The organism is Mongoliitalea daihaiensis (assembly GCF_021596945.1).
GTDB lineage: Bacteria > Bacteroidota > Bacteroidia > Cytophagales > Cyclobacteriaceae > Mongoliitalea > Mongoliitalea daihaiensis.
On record NZ_CP063779.1, the window covers coordinates 4,596,216 to 4,612,594 of the forward strand.

A 16,379-nucleotide genomic window follows, 5' to 3' on the forward strand; every position below is an offset into this window, starting at 1 on the left:
AGAAAATCAAGATATGGTCCTTTCTTTTATTTTCTTCAAGCCATAAGACTTACCGGTTTTTGATGGCTCATAATAACTTCCCATATATCCCTTATATACCAACATTTTTTCAGGAACCCCATTTAATACTGCACAGATGCTGTTTATGCCTTTTTGAACCTTGATTTTATTTACATCGGCAATGAAAGATTTTTCACTAATTTTATGCCTTAAGACATACACAAACAAATCAACATGTTTTATAACCTCAAAGGATTGAGAGATTAGGCCAACAGGAGGTGTATCTAAAATAATCACTTCATAAATGTTTTTAAGCTCATCAATCAGTTGTAAAAACCTAGGCGAAGCCATTAAGTCAGAAGGGTTTGGAGGAATTGGTCCTGAAGATATTACGTCAAATAATGGGACATTTGTTGGTTGAATTAATTCAAATAATGAATCTGATTGTTTACTTAAATAGTTTGACAATCCAATCTGGTTATCCAATTGAAAATCCTTCATGGCATTTGGCTTGAACATATCGCAACCAATCAATAAGGTTTTCTTTTCATTCAATGCATAAATTGACGCTAAATTCATTGCTGTAAAAGTTTTCCCCTCACCAGATAAGGTTGAAGAAACTGCAATCGTTAGCTGTTGGTCTCTAGGAACTATAAATGATATGTTGGTTTTTAGCGCTCTAAAAGACTCAGATGTAATTGATCTCGGATTATTAATCACTTCAAGATCAGAGCCTAATTTTGTAGCAGGGATTTTGGCCATTAAGGGAATGGTCAATTTTTCTTCAAGTTCTTGTGGATCTTTAATTTTAGTGTTCGATAATTCAAAAATTGTTATGCCAACTACCGGGATAATAAATCCTAAAGCAAAAAATATTACATAGACAGCCGTTTGCCGCGTTTTTATAGGATCCGAACCAGCTCTTGCTAACTCTACAATTTTATTAGTTGAGAAATTAGAAGCCATTGATATGGCTGCTTCAGCTCTTCTTTGTTGTAAAAAATTATAGATTGCCTCATTTAATACCTTTCCCCTTTCAATACGAATAAGATTTTGTTCAGTACCTGGAAGCCTACTAAATTGTCTTTCTGAGCTCCTTATCCTAGCATCTAAATCTTCCATCTTTAATTGTGCATTTCTGGAAAGATTCTTTACTATTTCCTGAATAGATCCTGTCAACTCTCCAATACGCTTACTCAAATCACGAACCCGAGGAGAGGCTTCTGTCTGAGTTGTCAAGAGAAAAGCACGCTGAGATTGCAAATCAATCAAATTTTCAACTAATGAATTTAATGTTTTATCCTCAATACCAATCCCAGCAGGGGCTATTATCTTGTCCAAACTTCCTTGGCCTAAATAACGATTAACTTCATCAAAATAATTTTTGTAAAAACGCTCTTTGGAGAGTTCTGACTCCAAAGACGTAATCTGTTGAAAAACAGTACCACTTTCACTTGCAACATTGTAAGTTCTATTTTGGGATCTGAAACTCTGTAAATTATCCTCAAAATAACTTAACGTATCAGAAACTCCTGCAATTTGAAAATCAATGAACTCAACAGTTCGACTAGCCATCCTATTTTTATCCTCCAATTCAATTTCCAAAAAAGTTTCCATTAAACTGTTGAGAAAATCTGTGCCTTTTTTTGGATGGGTTGTGTTTATGCTTAGGCCAAGCATTGTAGACATATTCTCAATAGGATAAACTATCAAATTATCACCAGAATATTGATTAACTAGTGAACCAATAGTCCTTAACTCAATTAAGATTTCTCCTTGAGGCGCATTGTTAACAAGATTAGCTGTGAATTTGTATAATTGAGAATCAGTAAGTTCTCCAAATTTATGCTTAAATTCTTTACTATTATCTAATTCTATTTCTTCATACAAAACACCTGGAACATACTTAAAGTAATTTGAACCAGGGAAGGAAACCGTAAAATTCTCTGAATCATTCCAAGAAATCTTTATTTTATCTGCTAAGATTTGCCCCCCCTCCCAATCAACTTCTACTTGTATAGGAGAACTGGTATATAAATCAATATCTTTTAATAGACCTGGCTGAAAATAATCCACGTCAAATTTTAACTTCATCAGCGATCTTTCAACCACAGGCCTAGATTTAAGAAAGACAACTTGATTATTTACAAAATAATCCACCCTACCACCTAGTGCCCTTGGTAATCCTGTGAGATTTAAAATACCTGCAGAGTTATCTTCTTCTTTTATAAAAAATTTAGCACTTGCTTGATAAATTGCTGGTGTAGTCTGATTAATGTAAAAAGCTATCCCCAAAGCAATTACTATTGATACAGCCACATAAGGCCAATATTTAAAGTATTTTATTATAAACTTAAATGGATCAAATGCAGGCGCATTTTCATCCGTAGTTTGGTACTTATTCATGACGTTGGAAATTTCTTGGTTTTAACGGGTAGAAGTGGTGTAAATCAATACTCCTACGGTAATCACACTAATTAATAACTGCATGGTCTGCAATAGATTGACCCCTGTCCCTAGCTCTCGTACTTTCATAGGCTCCACATAAATCATATCATTGGGTCTTAAATAGTAAAACTCCGTATCCATGATCTTATCTGAATTCAGGTTAATCCGGAATGACTTGGAGCCCTCGGGGTATTGACGAATCAATAAAACATTGCCCCGATTCGCTAACACGTTCATATCCCCTGCATTGGCAATCGCTTCAAAAATAGTTAATCGGTTTTGAAGTATGGTATATTTACCCGGTCTATTGAATTCACCTAAGGCACTGTATCGGATTCCCCCTAATCTGATCCTTACAAAAAGATCCTCATCACCTACTACAATACCCTTCATCTTTTTTTCTATTTCCACTTTCGCTTGTTCCACCGTAAATCCAGCCAAATTTATTTCACCCAAGACAGGTAACTCTATTTTGCCCTCATTATCCAAAGTATATCCAGTCATATAAAAGATATCTCCACCGGCCATTACCCCCCCCATCATTCCAAAGCCACGGTTACTCCCACCAATATCAAACATTTCATTTAAGAGCGGGTCAGTAGTCTTGATATTAATCTCTACTACATCGTTGAACTGAAGCTTATAGTCCTCAATTACTGCGGGAAATACACGACTGTAACTGAGGACAGGTTTACCTGAATCTGGCTGCATGTAAATCACTCTCTTGTTGGAAATACAGCCATTTAAAAGCACAAAGAGTAATCCGAATTGGATGATTTTATAGAATCTCATAAACAATAATTAACATAAAGGGATATCGTTGGCACAAATATAAATCTTTTGAATAGAATAAAATGCTTTTCACATATATTTTTTTGAAACTTAACACAAATTAAGCTGCAAGGAGCTTTCAAGCAACCTTCCCTGCCCCAAAATTACGGTAAATGCCTGTAGCTATTACATATAAACGCATATATAATTACAGATTGCACTCAAAAATAGATAAATCATGGAAATCTGTGAATTTTTATTTTAAAAATTATCTATACCTCAAAAAATCATGGAAATCAGTCAATCCGTTACTTTAAAGCATTTATTGAACGTAAGTGCTATTTTTTTTATGATTATCCGCAGTGAGATTCGTATGTAACAACTTCCCTTCTCATATCATGCAGAGTCTGTAAGCATCCGGCCACTGCTGATAAAAATAACCTTCTGATAGTCTGCTAAGTGGTTGCTGATGTGAAGGAGGATATACAGTTTATATTTTTTTACATTTGAATTGATTTCCCTTAGAAAAATATTTCAGCCATAATTCCCTTGGAAAACCTTGGGTGTCAGCCCAAACTCCTGTTTAAATGCCCTGATGAAATAGGTGCTGTTGTTAAAACCCGCCATGTAGCAAACCTCTTGGATTTGATGGGAACCTAACTGTAAGTATTGTTTGGCTACCTTTAAGCGTTCTTTTAGGATAAATTCCATTGGACTCAGACCTAGTTCTTGCTTAAAAGTTCTGCAAAAATGTGCTTTGCTCATACATGCTTTCGCTGCCAAGGTATCGAGTGTAAGGTTTTCTCTGAGATTATTTTTCACGAAATCCACTAAAAAACCAAGACGATTGGATTGCGCAAGTGTCTTGTAGGATTTCTCAATCATTTCCCTTGCTTGGGTCTGCGTTAGGCGAATCAGCAATTCCTTCAAGGCAAAGGAGGCTATCAAATCCTTTTCCCTGGAACGCTCTTTTACCCCAATACGGATAAAACGATTGATGATTTCAGATAAATCATTGGTATTGATCAAGTGAAAATAAGACAAATCCAATCCCCACTCAGCTGTGAGCTCCTTTTTAGGCAATTGTTCATTCAATAGGTTAAATGTATCTTCAATCATCTCCTTCGAGATGGAAAGAGCTATGCATTGGGTGGGATTATCGTATTGTGCTTCTGGAAAATCTATTTTCATTACCTCATTTGGAGGAACTATCACGGATTCGCCCGGGAGATAATCAAAGCCTGGTCGATCAAATAAATGCATCACTTTTTTCCCTTTCAGCATGGTCGTAAGCACCAAATCACCAAAACACAAGTTGACATCGGCAGCCTGCTGATGAGTTTCAAAAATATTTAATTCACAATTGCTTAGGGTATAGGTAGTCCTGTTTTCTACTAATGTTCGAAGATCTTTTTCATTCCTCCAAGGCACTCCTGCTATTATTTGTGAACTCATTACGCTTTTGGGTTTATTGACTATATTAACTTGGTGTTCGTTTCTTTGGATGGTTAACCTTCGCTAACTTTTCCAAAGTTGATTTAATGTTAAAGAAATCGATCTGGTTAAAATCTAAGCTCAAGAGAAGTTTTCCTTATCAATTTACCAAGACTCTTTCAACCAAATGGTGATAAATATAATAATTATCAGATGCTTAAGAAATCAATTCTAGTAATTTTATTTATGGTGTACGGATTTTTTAGAGGCCTTGTTTAGAGTACATAATTGCTACTTTGTCAATAGAGGTTGATAAATGCGCAACAGAGGTGGATTTTAATAAAATTTTATGAATGAAATTTGAGAAAATCCAAAATTAACCTCAAAATTATGTCAACATTAACCTTATCACAGGCAAAACCTGTTGAAAGACCTCAGATCAAAGAAAAGTATGACCATTATATAGGTGGTCAGTGGGTAGCACCTTCCTCGGGAGAATATTTTGATAACACCTCCCCCATCGATGGGAAAGTTTTTTCTAAAGCAGCTAGAGGGAATAAACAAGACGTTGAATTAGCCTTGGATGCAGCCCATGCGGCTTTTCCTGCTTGGTCTAAAACCTCTGCGGCAGAACGGAGCCGAATCCTTAATAAGATCGCCGATGTCATCGAAGAAAATCTAGAACTACTTGCACGCATCGAAACGATCGATAATGGCAAAGCCCTTCGAGAAACCCGTGCGGCGGACTTACCACTTTGTGTCGATCACTTCCGTTATTTTGCAGGGGTTATCCGTGCAGACGAAAGTAGCATTTCAGAACACGATGAACATACTGTAAGTATTGCACTTCATGAGCCTTTGGGAGTAGTAGCCCAAATCATTCCATGGAATTTCCCATTATTAATGGCCACCTGGAAAATTGCTCCTGCGCTTGCTGCCGGCTGTTGCGCAATCGTAAAACCAGCCGAACAAACCCCTACCAGCATCATGGTATTGATGGAGCTGATTGGTGATTTGCTTCCTCCTGGGGTACTCAATGTAGTCTCAGGTTTTGGCCCAGAAGCAGGAAAACCATTGGCAACCTCTCCAAGAGTAGCAAAAGTAGCATTCACAGGTGAAACTACCACTGGCCGTTTGATCATGCAATATGCATCAGAAAACCTGATTCCTGTAACCATGGAGCTGGGCGGAAAGTCGCCGAATATTTTCATGAAATCCGTTGCTGATGCAGATGATGAATTCTTCGACAAAGCCGTGGAAGGAGCTGTATTGTTTGCACTGAATCAAGGAGAAGTTTGTACTTGTCCTTCCAGAATTCTCGTCCATGAAGATATTTATGATAAGTTTATGGAGCGTGTGGTAGCCCGAACCAAAGCTATCAAGATGGGTCACCCCTTAGCGGAAGATACCATGATGGGAGCTCAGGCATCCAACGATCAGTTTGAAAAGATCCTTTCCTATTTAGATATTGGCAAGCAAGAAGGGGCTGAAGTATTGTGTGGTGGAGACAAAGCATCTCTTAATTCTGGTCTTGAGGGTGGTTTTTATATTCAACCTACCATTTTCAAAGGTCATAACAAGATGCGTATCTTCCAAGAAGAGATCTTTGGTCCAGTAACTTCTGTAACCACCTTCAAAACGACTGAAGAGGCAATTGCCATTGCCAATGATACCATGTATGGTTTGGGAGCTGGTTTATGGTCCAGAGATGCCCACGAACTGTATCAGATCCCAAGAGCTATCCAAGCAGGTAGGGTTTGGGTCAATTGTTACCATGCTTATCCGGCACATGCGCCATTTGGAGGGTATAAGAAATCTGGTTTTGGTAGAGAAAACCATTTGATGATGCTCAACCATTATCGTCAGACCAAGAATATGTTGATTTCGTATAATAAAAATAAATTAGGCTTTTTTTAAGAGAAGCGAGATACGAGAAGCGAGAGGTTAGAGAGGGAGCAGTTGGCAGTGAACAGTGAACAGTTGACAGTGAGCAGTTGACAGTGAACAGTGAACAGTTGACAGTGAACAGTGAACAGTTGGCAGTGAGCAGTTGACAGTGTTTAGTGAGCAGTGAGCAGTGAGCAGTGAGCAGTGAGCAGTGAGCAGTGAGCAGTGAGCAGTGAGCAGTCTCCTCTTTAGGAACTTTTCCAAAGTTTGAAACTTTGGAAAAGTTCCTTTGCCTTTAAAATCTTTCAATTCGTGTCTCCTTTCTCGCTTCTTTGTCTCGTCCTGAAAATACTTGACACTTTTTTTAAGAATTATTCTCTTGTTTATTTGCCACCATTATATAGCCGATCATGTCTACCAAAGTTAGGAGGCATATATCAACTTATTTCGCGTAAGCATATTTCATTGATTCTCTCGCTTCTAAATTCTCGATTCTCAAATCTAAAATCTAAAATACTTCATGAAAAACCAAGTACCCCGAGTCATCTTATCAGAAGCTGCTATTGAAACGATTGATACCTTACGGAAGCGTTTTGGTACGGATTTGATGTTCCATCAAAGCGGGGGCTGTTGCGATGGTTCTTCTCCTATGTGTTTTGAAAAGGGGGATTTCAAGGTAGGGTCCAATGATATTTGGATGGGAAATATTTATGGCTGCGATTTTTTTATGAATCAGGATCAATTTGAATATTGGAAACATACGCAATTGACCTTGGATGTGACTCCCGGACGAGGCAGTAGTTTTTCCATAGAGATCCCCATGGGGATTCGGTTTATAATCCGTTCTAGATTGTTTACCATGGAGGAGTTGGGAAACCTGATTCCTACCAAAACAGGGGAAGAAATGATGGAAGAGGGGTTATTGTAACTTTTAATTCGTGAAAAATTCAACTCCTCCGGAGTTGGGAGGATTAAAATTCTAATACACGCTTTTCCCCGAGTTGGCACTCGGGGCTACTAACCTGTGGTAGATAACTCCTATCGGAGTTGTAGCAGAAATATTACTCCAATTTCCTGCTTTCTGATCTGGATTACAACAACCCTGAGTAAATGATGGGGACTGAAATCATACGTTTGCAGTTGTAGCAGAAAAATTACTCCAATTTCTTGTTTTCTGATTTGAAATACAGCTTCCGAAGGTGGTTTTCTTTCGTATTCGTCTAAACCCAATGAAAAATTCTACCACAAGTGCTGAGAGAATTACACACACCGCTTTGAAAGTGGATTGGTAGTCGTATCCGACCATGATCGTGGAGAAAATCCCAAACACCGACAGAAGTTTAATCCAGAAGGGCAGTATCCCCGAGTCGCTACTCAGGGATAAATAAACTCCCATGCATCATTTCAAGTCTGGCAGGAGTTGAATTCATCTTGCAGAACTATTGATCCAGCTGTATCACCCTAGAAAAGAACATCCGAGTAATGAATATTCCTGAACTGTCCGTTTCTCCTGCATGGCTTTCTACCGCTGAGGTGACATAGGCCAAGGTAAAACCCTCAGATTCCAACTCCATGATACGCGCACCGATCATGGCATCATTCGAAGCAATGTTTTGAAAATTAATCCCAACTCCAGAAAAGAAGTTTAACAGCTTCGTCTCATCAAATTTATCCACTTTCAACTCCTTTCTACTCACAGAGCGCTGACTAGACCGCTTACCGTCAGTTCGGGAAGTCCTGAAGACCTCCGTATCTACCTCTGTCATATTTTCAATGATTCGAGATCTACCTAATCCCATAGGAACGATGGACTCAACAACAGTTACAACTTTCCACTCTTTTACCTGATTGGATGGCTCTTGTGCAAAAGCAATCCCTGTCAGCAGCATAAAAACTGCGAGAAAACTTATTTTTTTCATAAATTGAAATGTTTTGTAAAATTTTGACTAATTGAGACAAAATAAAATAAAATTTCATAATTATAAGCAATCTTTCTATTAGTTAAACCGTGACCAAAGAGTCTAAGGCGGAAGACAGTATTTTGAAAGGAAAGACAGGGCGGTGCATGATGATACAAAAGACTTGTTTGAAAGGTGGAAATGCTGCTCTTCAACCAAACCCCAGCTGAATCCTCCAGTAAGCATGTTTACTGATCTGTTTTTAAACATTAAATTTAGTTATTACCAGATACGCATCAAACAACAAAAAATTTTATCCATACTCCTCATGCAAAATGAATCCACAATCCATCAAAAAATCTCTTTTGTGGGGAATAGCCAAAAATACCTGCGGGAGTTTGTCTACGGAGGAGTAGATGGAGCAGTGACCACCTTTGCGGTAGTGGCAGGCGCTGTAGGGGCAGGTTTCGAGACCGATATCATCATTATTTTGGGTTTTGCCAATCTTCTAGCAGATGGATTTTCCATGTCTGTAGGGGCCTATCTTTCCTCCAAAACTGAAAAGGAACACTACCAAAAAATCAAAGCAACCGAATACTGGGAAATAGACAATATCCCTGAAAAAGAGCGAGAAGAAGTAGCAGAAATCTATCGAGCCAAAGGTTTCGAAGGGGAACTTTTACAACAAGTAGTGGACACCATCATTTCGAATAGAGACCGATGGGTAGATGAAATGATGAAAAATGAATTAAACCTGATTCCTGAGAAAAAAAGCTCTTTTAAAATAGGGCTTGCTACCTTCCTTTCTTTTGTCTGTGTAGGCTTTATCCCTTTACTTGCTTACGTGTCTCAATTGAATAACCCATTTGTACTGGCCTCTATCTTGACAGGTTTGGCATTTATCGGAATTGGTTGGTTAAAAAGTTTAGTAAACGCTACACATCTTCTTAAAAGCATACTCGAAACCTTGATTTTAGGGGTATTAGCAGCCCTGATTGCTTACGGGGTCGGTAATTTGTTGGAATCACTCATCAAAAATTGGTAATTATGACTACAATCGAAGAAATCATCAAGCGCTTGGATGAAATCATCCTTTTTTGCAAACAACAACAATCCCGAATCGGGTACTTTGCAGTACTTTACAGACAAGTGACGGTTCGAATTAAAAACGGCATCGATCGCCAAGAATTTGAGGACAATCCGCGCATGGAAAAGTTGGATGTAATTTTCGCCAAACGATTCATCGATGCTTTTGATGAATTCAGCCGGGGAAAACAGCCTACTGAAAGTTGGAGGTTAACTTTTGAAGCTGCCAATCAAGGGAATTTGACCGTGATGCAGCATTTACTCCTTGGTATGAATGCGCATATCAATTTGGATTTGGGCATTGCAGCAGCCCAAACCATGAATTACCAAAACTTACAGCTTATTGAAGCAGACTTTAATTACATCAATGTGGTATTGGGTGAACTGGTGGATGATACCAAAACACAAATCAGCAGGTTTTCTCCACTTTTCAAGTTACTTGTACCTCTGGCAAAAGGGAAAGATGAAATTTTGGTTAACTTCAGCATTAAGGTAGCTAGACAGGGCGCTTGGAAATTTTCCAATTCTTATGCAGGGAGTATTCACAAAACCGAAAGCATCGCTCAAAGAGATACCGCAATAGCCAAACTTGCACAAGGCATGATTCATCCAGGGAAAAGAATCAGTTTTATCATGCGGCTTGTTTCTCTGACCGAATGGAAATCTGTACCCTCTATCATCCAAGATCTGGAACAAATCGGTGCTTCTTGATGGATACAGATTGGCTTTTCCCGAATACAAGGCTACTCAATTGCTTAAATTTCCTGCTGATACTTCATGATTCGTCTTTCAGACCCTAGTTCGAGCTTGACTGTTTTTTCCTGCACAAATACGGACACTCCTTGTTCCGTCAGTGCTAACAACTCATCATACGGTCCTTTAGGTGCAAGCAACTTTACCAGAATAGGCGCACATTCTAAGGCTATGAGCAATACACTGATCATGAGTCCTGCAAAAGCAATGGTCGGTTTTTCCTGTCCTACCGCGTGTAGGGCATCCAAGCGTGCTCCCAACCCATCAAACCCATCTATAGACGGTTGGATTTTTTGCAGTTCTTGAGATTTCAACTCTTCTAAAGCGGCTATTTCCCTATCCAAACTATCCTTTTTCGATAAGGCATAGACCTGATAGGTTGCAAGCTCTTTTTCAGCAGCATCCAACTGTTGCTCTTTCTTTTTGGCATTGGTCCCCAAACCTACAATCCCACTACTGCTAGCCGACTTTACCCCAAAACGCTCCAAATCATACTCGGCTTGCAATTTATCCCGAAAGGCAAGTTTACTCGAAAGCTCTTGATCATATTGTCTTTTTTCTTCTCGGATCTGCTCGACCTCCTGAAAGCCTTCTTCCAAAGCTATCTTGCTGGATTTGAATAGTTCTACCCGCTGCTCATCCAGCTTTCTATCGATTTCTCGCTCAAATACTTTTAATTCCAAAGGCTTGGCTATCACAAATGCCAGCAATACTGCAAATACGATTCGGGGGAAAGCTACTTTCAACTCTGACCAAAACTTATCTTTTTTTCGAATACTTGCGACAATAAATCGGTCGAGGTTAAAAATCATTAATCCCCAAACCACAGCAAAAGCTATGGCCAATGCAGGGGATTGAAATATGATCCAAAAAGCATAACCTGCCGAAAATGTAGCGAGCAGGGCCGTAAGGAAAACTGTCGCCCCTATGCCTAGTACCTTTTGCAATTCACTTGGACATCGTTTCAGCAAAGGCACATAATACCCAGACGCAAAAAGAAAGAATTGTTGAAATTTGTTCATAATTTTATGGATCATAACCGAACAACCCATCAAAAAGCGGACTCAATTGGGCTTCTTTGAATACTAAAAAAATATTTTGTGACAGACCCTCTCCATTTGGTGACCAAAGTTCGATTTTTGTGTCTAAATAAATTGAATCAAAAAATCTCTACCATCTCTTATCAATTGTTGGCTACATAATTGTAGTTGTTATCGTACACTAACTGTCCGAAATAAAGACAATCTCTTTGGCTTACGTAAAATAAAAACCACTATGCAAACCATTTTAAAATATTTCTTCTTTCTATCCTTATGGGGCGTATCCTTCTCGATAGCTGCTCAGGACATTCGTTTTCAAAAAGAGGTACATGCCCTTCAAGAAAAATATCCTCCTGAAAAATTTCAAGCAGCTTCTTACTTGTTTACTGGTAGCTCTTCGATTCGCTTTTGGAAGGAACTGACAAACCTTCCTTCCGATCAGCCCATCCTGAATATGGGTTTCGGCGGATCAAGAGCAGATGACTTAACTAGGCATCTTGAAGCTTTGGTAATCCCTTATCAACCATCCAAAATATTTATTTATGAGGGAGACAATGACCTAGCTGATGGTATGCCCAGCCTTCAGATAATGAATGAGTTCTTTGGGATTACCCAGCGTATTCATACGGCTTTTCCCAAGAGTACGATTTATATTCTTAGTCCAAAGCCAAGCATCAGCCGCTGGCATTTAAAAGCTGAATACGAAGAATTGAATAACCTCCTCAAGCTATTTACAGAAGGGCAGCCCTATTTAGAGTTTATCGATCTTTGGTCACCTCTCTTAAATCCAGAAGGTGAACCTAATCCTGATTACTTTATTGAAGACAAATTGCATCTCAACGAAAAAGGATATGAACAGTGGAATAAAGTGATCAAACTTTATCTACAAGCGAATGAAGATGGGTCGTAAAAAAGGCTAGAAATAATGATTCAAACTGTTTTTTATTGCATAAAAATTAGTTAAATTGCTACTAAACCCACCAAAAATACAATAGTCACCAACTATCTTTTACATATAATCAAATGAAACTACGTATGAAATCTTTTATGCTATTGACACTCTTCTCATATTGTATCATTCATTCTATTGATGCTCAAGTTACTGGAGTTCGGTTCAACATTATTTCCAATGAGATCAACAATAATCGAGCATTGCCTTCTGAAGAGCGCTTTTACATCACAGGACAATTACCTACAGGTGTAGAAATGGTCAGTCTAGATATCAATAGGACGGGCAAGCGGAGTATTCAATCCTACAATTGGAGGAAAGCTTTTGATTTTGAAACCAATGACTTCGAACTCTTGGTATCAGAACCTTTGAGAAACAATGAGAACTACGACTTGGTATTCCAATATTTTATCCGTGCAGACGAACAGCAAATCGACTTTGTCAACAATGCCATCACCAAAAATTTAGAGGCTTATGTAAGGGGTAACTTCGAAGTAAGAAAGAACGGTATCAAGAGCAACAATGGTCTTGGAGTCGTACAAAATCAACTCGAACAAATCGTTATCCAAGGTTTGATGGATTATAGAAACTTCTTAGGCAGGGATTTTAATGGCTTCAGCGATGTGGTGGTTCAAAAACTAAATCAGAGTAAGCAATTGAAACTTAGAAGAGCGAAGTTTTCGATTTTAAAAAAATCATCTGAAGACAATTCCAAAGCTGTTTATGCCGACAACTATTTAGAAGAACTGGTAGCTACATTAAGCAATGAGGTCAGGCAATACTTGGGCAATAACTTATTGGTTTTGGCCGATGAGCGTAAAGTTCTGAACTACATTACAGAGAAAAAACAAAATTCTTTACCTCTGAATTTCGGATATGCTACCATTCCTATCAAACGACAATTATCCTCAACTGAATATCTGCATGGTCCTTATGTAGGCTTTTCTGTTCCTTTAGGCAACCGAAACTTTACCAAATTCCTCGGTAATGCCTCTTTTTCCACTGGTGTTTTCTTAACCAATTTTGAAGCTTCATCGGGAGAGTCCATCAAAGGAGATCTCATCGGTCTTCCTATTTATGCTGGTTTGGGGTATAAAGTATTTCAAGTATTCCGATTTAATGTGGGAGCAGTGATGCTCAACATGGATGACCTTGGGAGTGGTCCACGCCAAACCTACATTCAACCCTTTGCCGGGCTAAGTTTGGAGTTTAATTTATGGTTAGGTCTTAAAAACAGGAGGTAAGTATGCAGTACTTCAAAAAAATACTGCTAGCCACCTGTTTCATGGCCCTCTCTCCTTTGGTTTGGGCACAACAAAAAGACTTCAATTGGAGATTGGGAGCGAGTTATGGATACAGCAACTATTATGGTGACCTCACGCCTGTACGTTTTCAAAAAATTATAGACTGGGATGCTATTCGACATGTCTTGGACTACAATCCCAACACAAATTTAGGGGCTTCTTATCAGGTGATGCTAGAAAGACGAGTGACCAACACCATTGGATTCTACATGCGCTATGCATTCTATGATTACTCTATGAATGACCGCTTCACTGCTAAAGATGGAAATCTTTGGATGGACGCCCCAAATTTTGATCGAGGACTCAATTTCAGAAACCAAAGCCGGGATTATGGAATTGGCTTTTCTTTTAAAACGGATAATGATCGTTTCCTTTCCTCTAAATCGTTTATTGCTCCTTACCTAAATCTAGGCGTTGGTTTGCTGGATTTTAAGGTTTTTGGCGATTTACGAGATAACAACGGTAATTTTTACGACTTTTCGCAGGCGAATCTCATCCAAAACAGACAATTTGAAACTGCTCTCCATGAGTTGGAAGCAGAACAAGGCTACGAGCAACGCACCTTTTACACCAACCTTGGATTAGGTGTTCGGTTTCGCTTATCGAGTCGAATAGAGCTTTTCCTACAAACTGATATCTTAAGAGCATTTTCCAATCATTTGGATGATGTGGCTGGAAAATACAGAGAAAACTTTGATAACGAATTGCAGGCTCAAGCATCCAACCCTACGGGTATTCCTGTCAACCTTTTAACAGATTACCGTGGCAACCGAGATAATCAAGTAGACTGGATCATCAACCACGGTGCTGGAGTTCGGTTGAATTTCGGTTTCAACAAAAAAAGTTTCGTAGCAGCTCAGGTGATTCCGCTGCGGGGATTTACACCCTTACCTAATCCCAAAGAAGAAGTAGAGTCTTTAACGACAGAACGCACATTACCTTCGACTGATACTTATCTACCGCTCAATGTTTATCAAGAGGATAAAGAAGCTCAGATTATTCGCAACTCTCAAGTTTTGTTGCTCGACCGACAAATTTTAACCGAACAACAAAAAATTAGAAGTATGGACTCTTCACAGGTAGCTACCAAATACCTGCTGAGAGAATTTGAAGAACAAAACAGGCAGGTTCGCTCCCGCATGCTTTCCAATGATTTACCTATTGAAGAGTTTGATAAGGAATCTGCGCTCAGAAGTCAACAACTACTACGTACACTTGATTCTGTACAACGAGATAAAAATAGAAGCTATTTCAAAATTGATAGTTTGATTGCCAACAAAAGCAAAACCCAACAAGAGTCCTTTACTCCTAGGACCGGCTTCCTTGATGTGGGCAATGTTGTAAATACGGATTCAATCAGCCCATCGGCTTCACCTCTAAAGGACACCAATAAAGGAGCTATACAAAAAAACGAGCCATTGCCAGAAAGAAACAATACTACTCGAGACACTCCCATAACTCAGCGGCAAACGCAAACAAGTGCAGAAGCGAGCGAGCGCACAACTGAATTTCCCAAAAGAGAAGCTACTACTACAAGTGAAGTGGAAAGAAGAAGTGAAGGTAACGACAGAAATGCAGCATTGGACAATTTTTACCTTTCAGAAATTCAGCGACTTCGACAAGAAAACAGTACTTTGAGACAGCAAACATCTTCTCCCCCCCCTACTCGGACAGCTGCACAAAATCAACGAATTATAGTAGATGATAGAGGAAGTGCTAGACGAAATGCGCGAGCGATTCAAAAAGAAGAGCGAAGATCAGAAAGGCGGGGAAACCGTAGGTCTTTCTTAGGTGGGCTTTTTGCTGGTGCAGCAGTGAGTTCTGCCATCAATTCTTCTGAGCAAGAAGACAAAAAAAATGAACCAATCTTAGAAGAAGTACTGGTCAGTACCAGTGATTCTGCGTCCTCAACCCTGATTGATCTTCCCCAACTAGAAGCAGTTCCGGCTAGGCTCGCATGGACTACCAATGAAATTATTCCTATTGATTGGACAACAATCGGAGCGGGAATTCAACAAGAAAAATCTGCGCAAGAAGAGGTAAATGAAGCAGAGGAAATTGTAGTGATTCCTGTAGAAATACCAGAAACCATCCAATTACTACCGACCAAACAGTTGATTTTTTTTGATATCAACCAGCGAGTTCCTACTGACGAGGAATTGAAGAAATTACTCCCTCTAGCAGAGTTTATCCAGGTAAATCCTGCGTACTATTTCCGTATAACTGGATATGCAGATAATACAGGAAGCTTGGCTTATAATTTACGGATTGCGGAAGACCGAATGAAAGCGGTAGGAAATGCCCTAATGGAGTATTATGGCGTAGAGGAATCCCAAATTCAATACAGAGAAGGAGGTAAAATCATTCGTGGAAATACTCCACGATCAGAAGCACAAGATCGGCGTGTAGAAGTCATTATAGAAAAAAATAACCCCTAATTTAAATGCAACCAACCATCAATCTAGGCATTCAAATCGTTCCTAAAAGTCAAACTTTGGACACCTATACCCTTGTGGATCGGGCCATTGAAGTTATTCAGTCCTCTGGTGTACCATATACGGTAACACCTTTCGAGACCGTCATGGAAGGACCCCAGGATCTATTGATGGACATTGCAAGAAAGGCACAAGAAGCCGTATTAGAAGCAGGAGCAGATGAAGTTTTAGTCTATTACAGAATGCAAGTCAAAAAAGATGCCCACGTGACTATGGGGGAAAAAACATTCAAGTACAGCAAATGAAAATTTGGTAGCCAAGTATTTAATTTTGGAAAAACAACCATATATTAGAGTTAGGCTTTACGAGGCCTC

13 protein-coding genes are annotated in these 16,379 nt (G+C 39.1%); 8 read left to right on the forward strand and 5 right to left on the reverse strand.

Features of this window, described 5'->3' with window-relative positions; all coding sequences use genetic code 11:
• Positions 1-6: 6 nt before the first annotated feature.
• From IPZ59_RS19300 to IPZ59_RS19310, 3 genes are all read right to left on the reverse strand, one after another.
• Complete coding sequence (locus IPZ59_RS19300; protein ID WP_236137677.1) at positions 7-2,406, reverse strand: GumC family protein; 2,400 nt, start codon at positions 2,404-2,406, stop codon at positions 7-9.
• 21 nt (positions 2,407-2,427) lie between these two features.
• The gene (locus IPZ59_RS19305) at positions 2,428-3,240 is read right to left on the reverse strand and encodes a polysaccharide biosynthesis/export family protein (RefSeq protein WP_236137678.1); all 813 of its coding nucleotides are present in this window, start codon (positions 3,238-3,240) and stop codon (positions 2,428-2,430) included.
• A gap of 513 nt (positions 3,241-3,753) precedes the next feature.
• A complete protein-coding gene (locus tag IPZ59_RS19310) occupies positions 3,754-4,674 on the reverse strand; it encodes an AraC family transcriptional regulator (protein WP_236137679.1) in 921 nt (306 codons plus the stop codon).
• 369 nt (positions 4,675-5,043) lie between these two features.
• On the opposite strand from IPZ59_RS19310, the gene IPZ59_RS19315 reads away from it, so the two are divergent.
• Together IPZ59_RS19315 and IPZ59_RS19320 are read left to right on the forward strand one after the other, a co-directional pair.
• The gene (locus tag IPZ59_RS19315) at positions 5,044-6,570 is read left to right on the forward strand and encodes an aldehyde dehydrogenase family protein (RefSeq protein ID WP_236137680.1); all 1,527 of its coding nucleotides are present in this window, start codon (positions 5,044-5,046) and stop codon (positions 6,568-6,570) included.
• 490 nt (positions 6,571-7,060) lie between these two features.
• Positions 7,061-7,468 (forward strand): DUF779 domain-containing protein, encoded by a 408-nt coding sequence (locus IPZ59_RS19320; RefSeq protein WP_236137681.1) that lies wholly within the window; start codon positions 7,061-7,063, stop codon positions 7,466-7,468.
• A gap of 511 nt (positions 7,469-7,979) precedes the next feature.
• On the opposite strand, the gene IPZ59_RS19325 is transcribed toward IPZ59_RS19320, so the two are convergent.
• Positions 7,980-8,459 (reverse strand): hypothetical protein, encoded by a 480-nt coding sequence (locus tag IPZ59_RS19325; protein WP_236137682.1) that lies wholly within the window; start codon positions 8,457-8,459, stop codon positions 7,980-7,982.
• Positions 8,460-8,766: 307 nt separating this feature from the next.
• Between IPZ59_RS19325 and IPZ59_RS19330 the strand changes: the two genes are divergently transcribed.
• Positions 8,767-9,483 (forward strand): VIT1/CCC1 transporter family protein, encoded by a 717-nt coding sequence (locus tag IPZ59_RS19330; protein WP_236137683.1) that lies wholly within the window; start codon positions 8,767-8,769, stop codon positions 9,481-9,483.
• A gap of 2 nt (positions 9,484-9,485) precedes the next feature.
• On the forward strand, positions 9,486-10,235 hold the full coding sequence (locus IPZ59_RS19335; RefSeq protein ID WP_236137684.1) for a DUF5995 family protein: 750 nt from the start codon (positions 9,486-9,488) through the stop codon (positions 10,233-10,235).
• Between the two features lie 44 nt (positions 10,236-10,279).
• Here the strand turns inward: IPZ59_RS19335 and IPZ59_RS19340 are convergent, their stop codons facing one another.
• Complete coding sequence (locus IPZ59_RS19340; RefSeq protein WP_236137685.1) at positions 10,280-11,299, reverse strand: DUF4407 domain-containing protein; 1,020 nt, start codon at positions 11,297-11,299, stop codon at positions 10,280-10,282.
• Positions 11,300-11,552: 253 nt separating this feature from the next.
• On the opposite strand from IPZ59_RS19340, the gene IPZ59_RS19345 reads away from it, so the two are divergent.
• From IPZ59_RS19345 to IPZ59_RS19360, 4 genes are all read left to right on the forward strand, one after another.
• Positions 11,553-12,227: a GDSL-type esterase/lipase family protein gene (locus IPZ59_RS19345; protein ID WP_236137686.1), complete on the forward strand. Its 675-nt coding sequence runs from the start codon at positions 11,553-11,555 to the stop codon at positions 12,225-12,227.
• Positions 12,228-12,352: 125 nt separating this feature from the next.
• A complete protein-coding gene (locus IPZ59_RS19350; protein WP_236137687.1) occupies positions 12,353-13,510 on the forward strand; it encodes a hypothetical protein in 1,158 nt (385 codons plus the stop codon).
• A 2-nt stretch (positions 13,511-13,512) separates the two neighbouring features.
• Positions 13,513-16,008 carry an OmpA family protein gene (locus IPZ59_RS19355; RefSeq protein ID WP_236137688.1) on the forward strand — a complete coding sequence of 832 codons (2,496 nt, stop codon included), beginning with the start codon at positions 13,513-13,515 and terminating at the stop codon, positions 16,006-16,008.
• A gap of 5 nt (positions 16,009-16,013) precedes the next feature.
• Positions 16,014-16,310 (forward strand): thiamine-binding protein, encoded by a 297-nt coding sequence (locus IPZ59_RS19360; protein WP_236137689.1) that lies wholly within the window; start codon positions 16,014-16,016, stop codon positions 16,308-16,310.
• Positions 16,311-16,379 lie beyond the last annotated feature (69 nt).

Excerpts from the sequence above, each read along its gene's own strand:
- IPZ59_RS19355 (WP_236137688.1), top strand. The coding sequence starts at position 13,513 with ATGCAGTACTTCAAAAAAATACTGCTAGCCACCTGTTTCATGGCCCTC.
- IPZ59_RS19350 (WP_236137687.1), top strand. The coding sequence starts at position 12,353 with ATGAAATCTTTTATGCTATTGACACTCTTCTCATATTGTATCATTCAT.
- IPZ59_RS19345 (WP_236137686.1), top strand. The coding sequence starts at position 11,553 with ATGCAAACCATTTTAAAATATTTCTTCTTTCTATCCTTATGGGGCGTA.
- IPZ59_RS19360 (WP_236137689.1), top strand. The coding sequence starts at position 16,014 with ATGCAACCAACCATCAATCTAGGCATTCAAATCGTTCCTAAAAGTCAA.
- IPZ59_RS19335 (WP_236137684.1), top strand. The coding sequence starts at position 9,486 with ATGACTACAATCGAAGAAATCATCAAGCGCTTGGATGAAATCATCCTT.
- IPZ59_RS19320 (WP_236137681.1), top strand. The coding sequence starts at position 7,061 with ATGAAAAACCAAGTACCCCGAGTCATCTTATCAGAAGCTGCTATTGAA.
- IPZ59_RS19305 (WP_236137678.1), bottom strand. The coding sequence starts at position 3,240 with ATGAGATTCTATAAAATCATCCAATTCGGATTACTCTTTGTGCTTTTA.
- IPZ59_RS19325 (WP_236137682.1), bottom strand. The coding sequence starts at position 8,459 with ATGAAAAAAATAAGTTTTCTCGCAGTTTTTATGCTGCTGACAGGGATT.
- IPZ59_RS19315 (WP_236137680.1), top strand. The coding sequence starts at position 5,044 with ATGTCAACATTAACCTTATCACAGGCAAAACCTGTTGAAAGACCTCAG.
- IPZ59_RS19300 (WP_236137677.1), bottom strand. The coding sequence starts at position 2,406 with ATGAATAAGTACCAAACTACGGATGAAAATGCGCCTGCATTTGATCCA.
- IPZ59_RS19330 (WP_236137683.1), top strand. The coding sequence starts at position 8,767 with ATGCAAAATGAATCCACAATCCATCAAAAAATCTCTTTTGTGGGGAAT.
- IPZ59_RS19310 (WP_236137679.1), bottom strand. The coding sequence starts at position 4,674 with ATGAGTTCACAAATAATAGCAGGAGTGCCTTGGAGGAATGAAAAAGAT.
- IPZ59_RS19340 (WP_236137685.1), bottom strand. The coding sequence starts at position 11,299 with ATGAACAAATTTCAACAATTCTTTCTTTTTGCGTCTGGGTATTATGTG.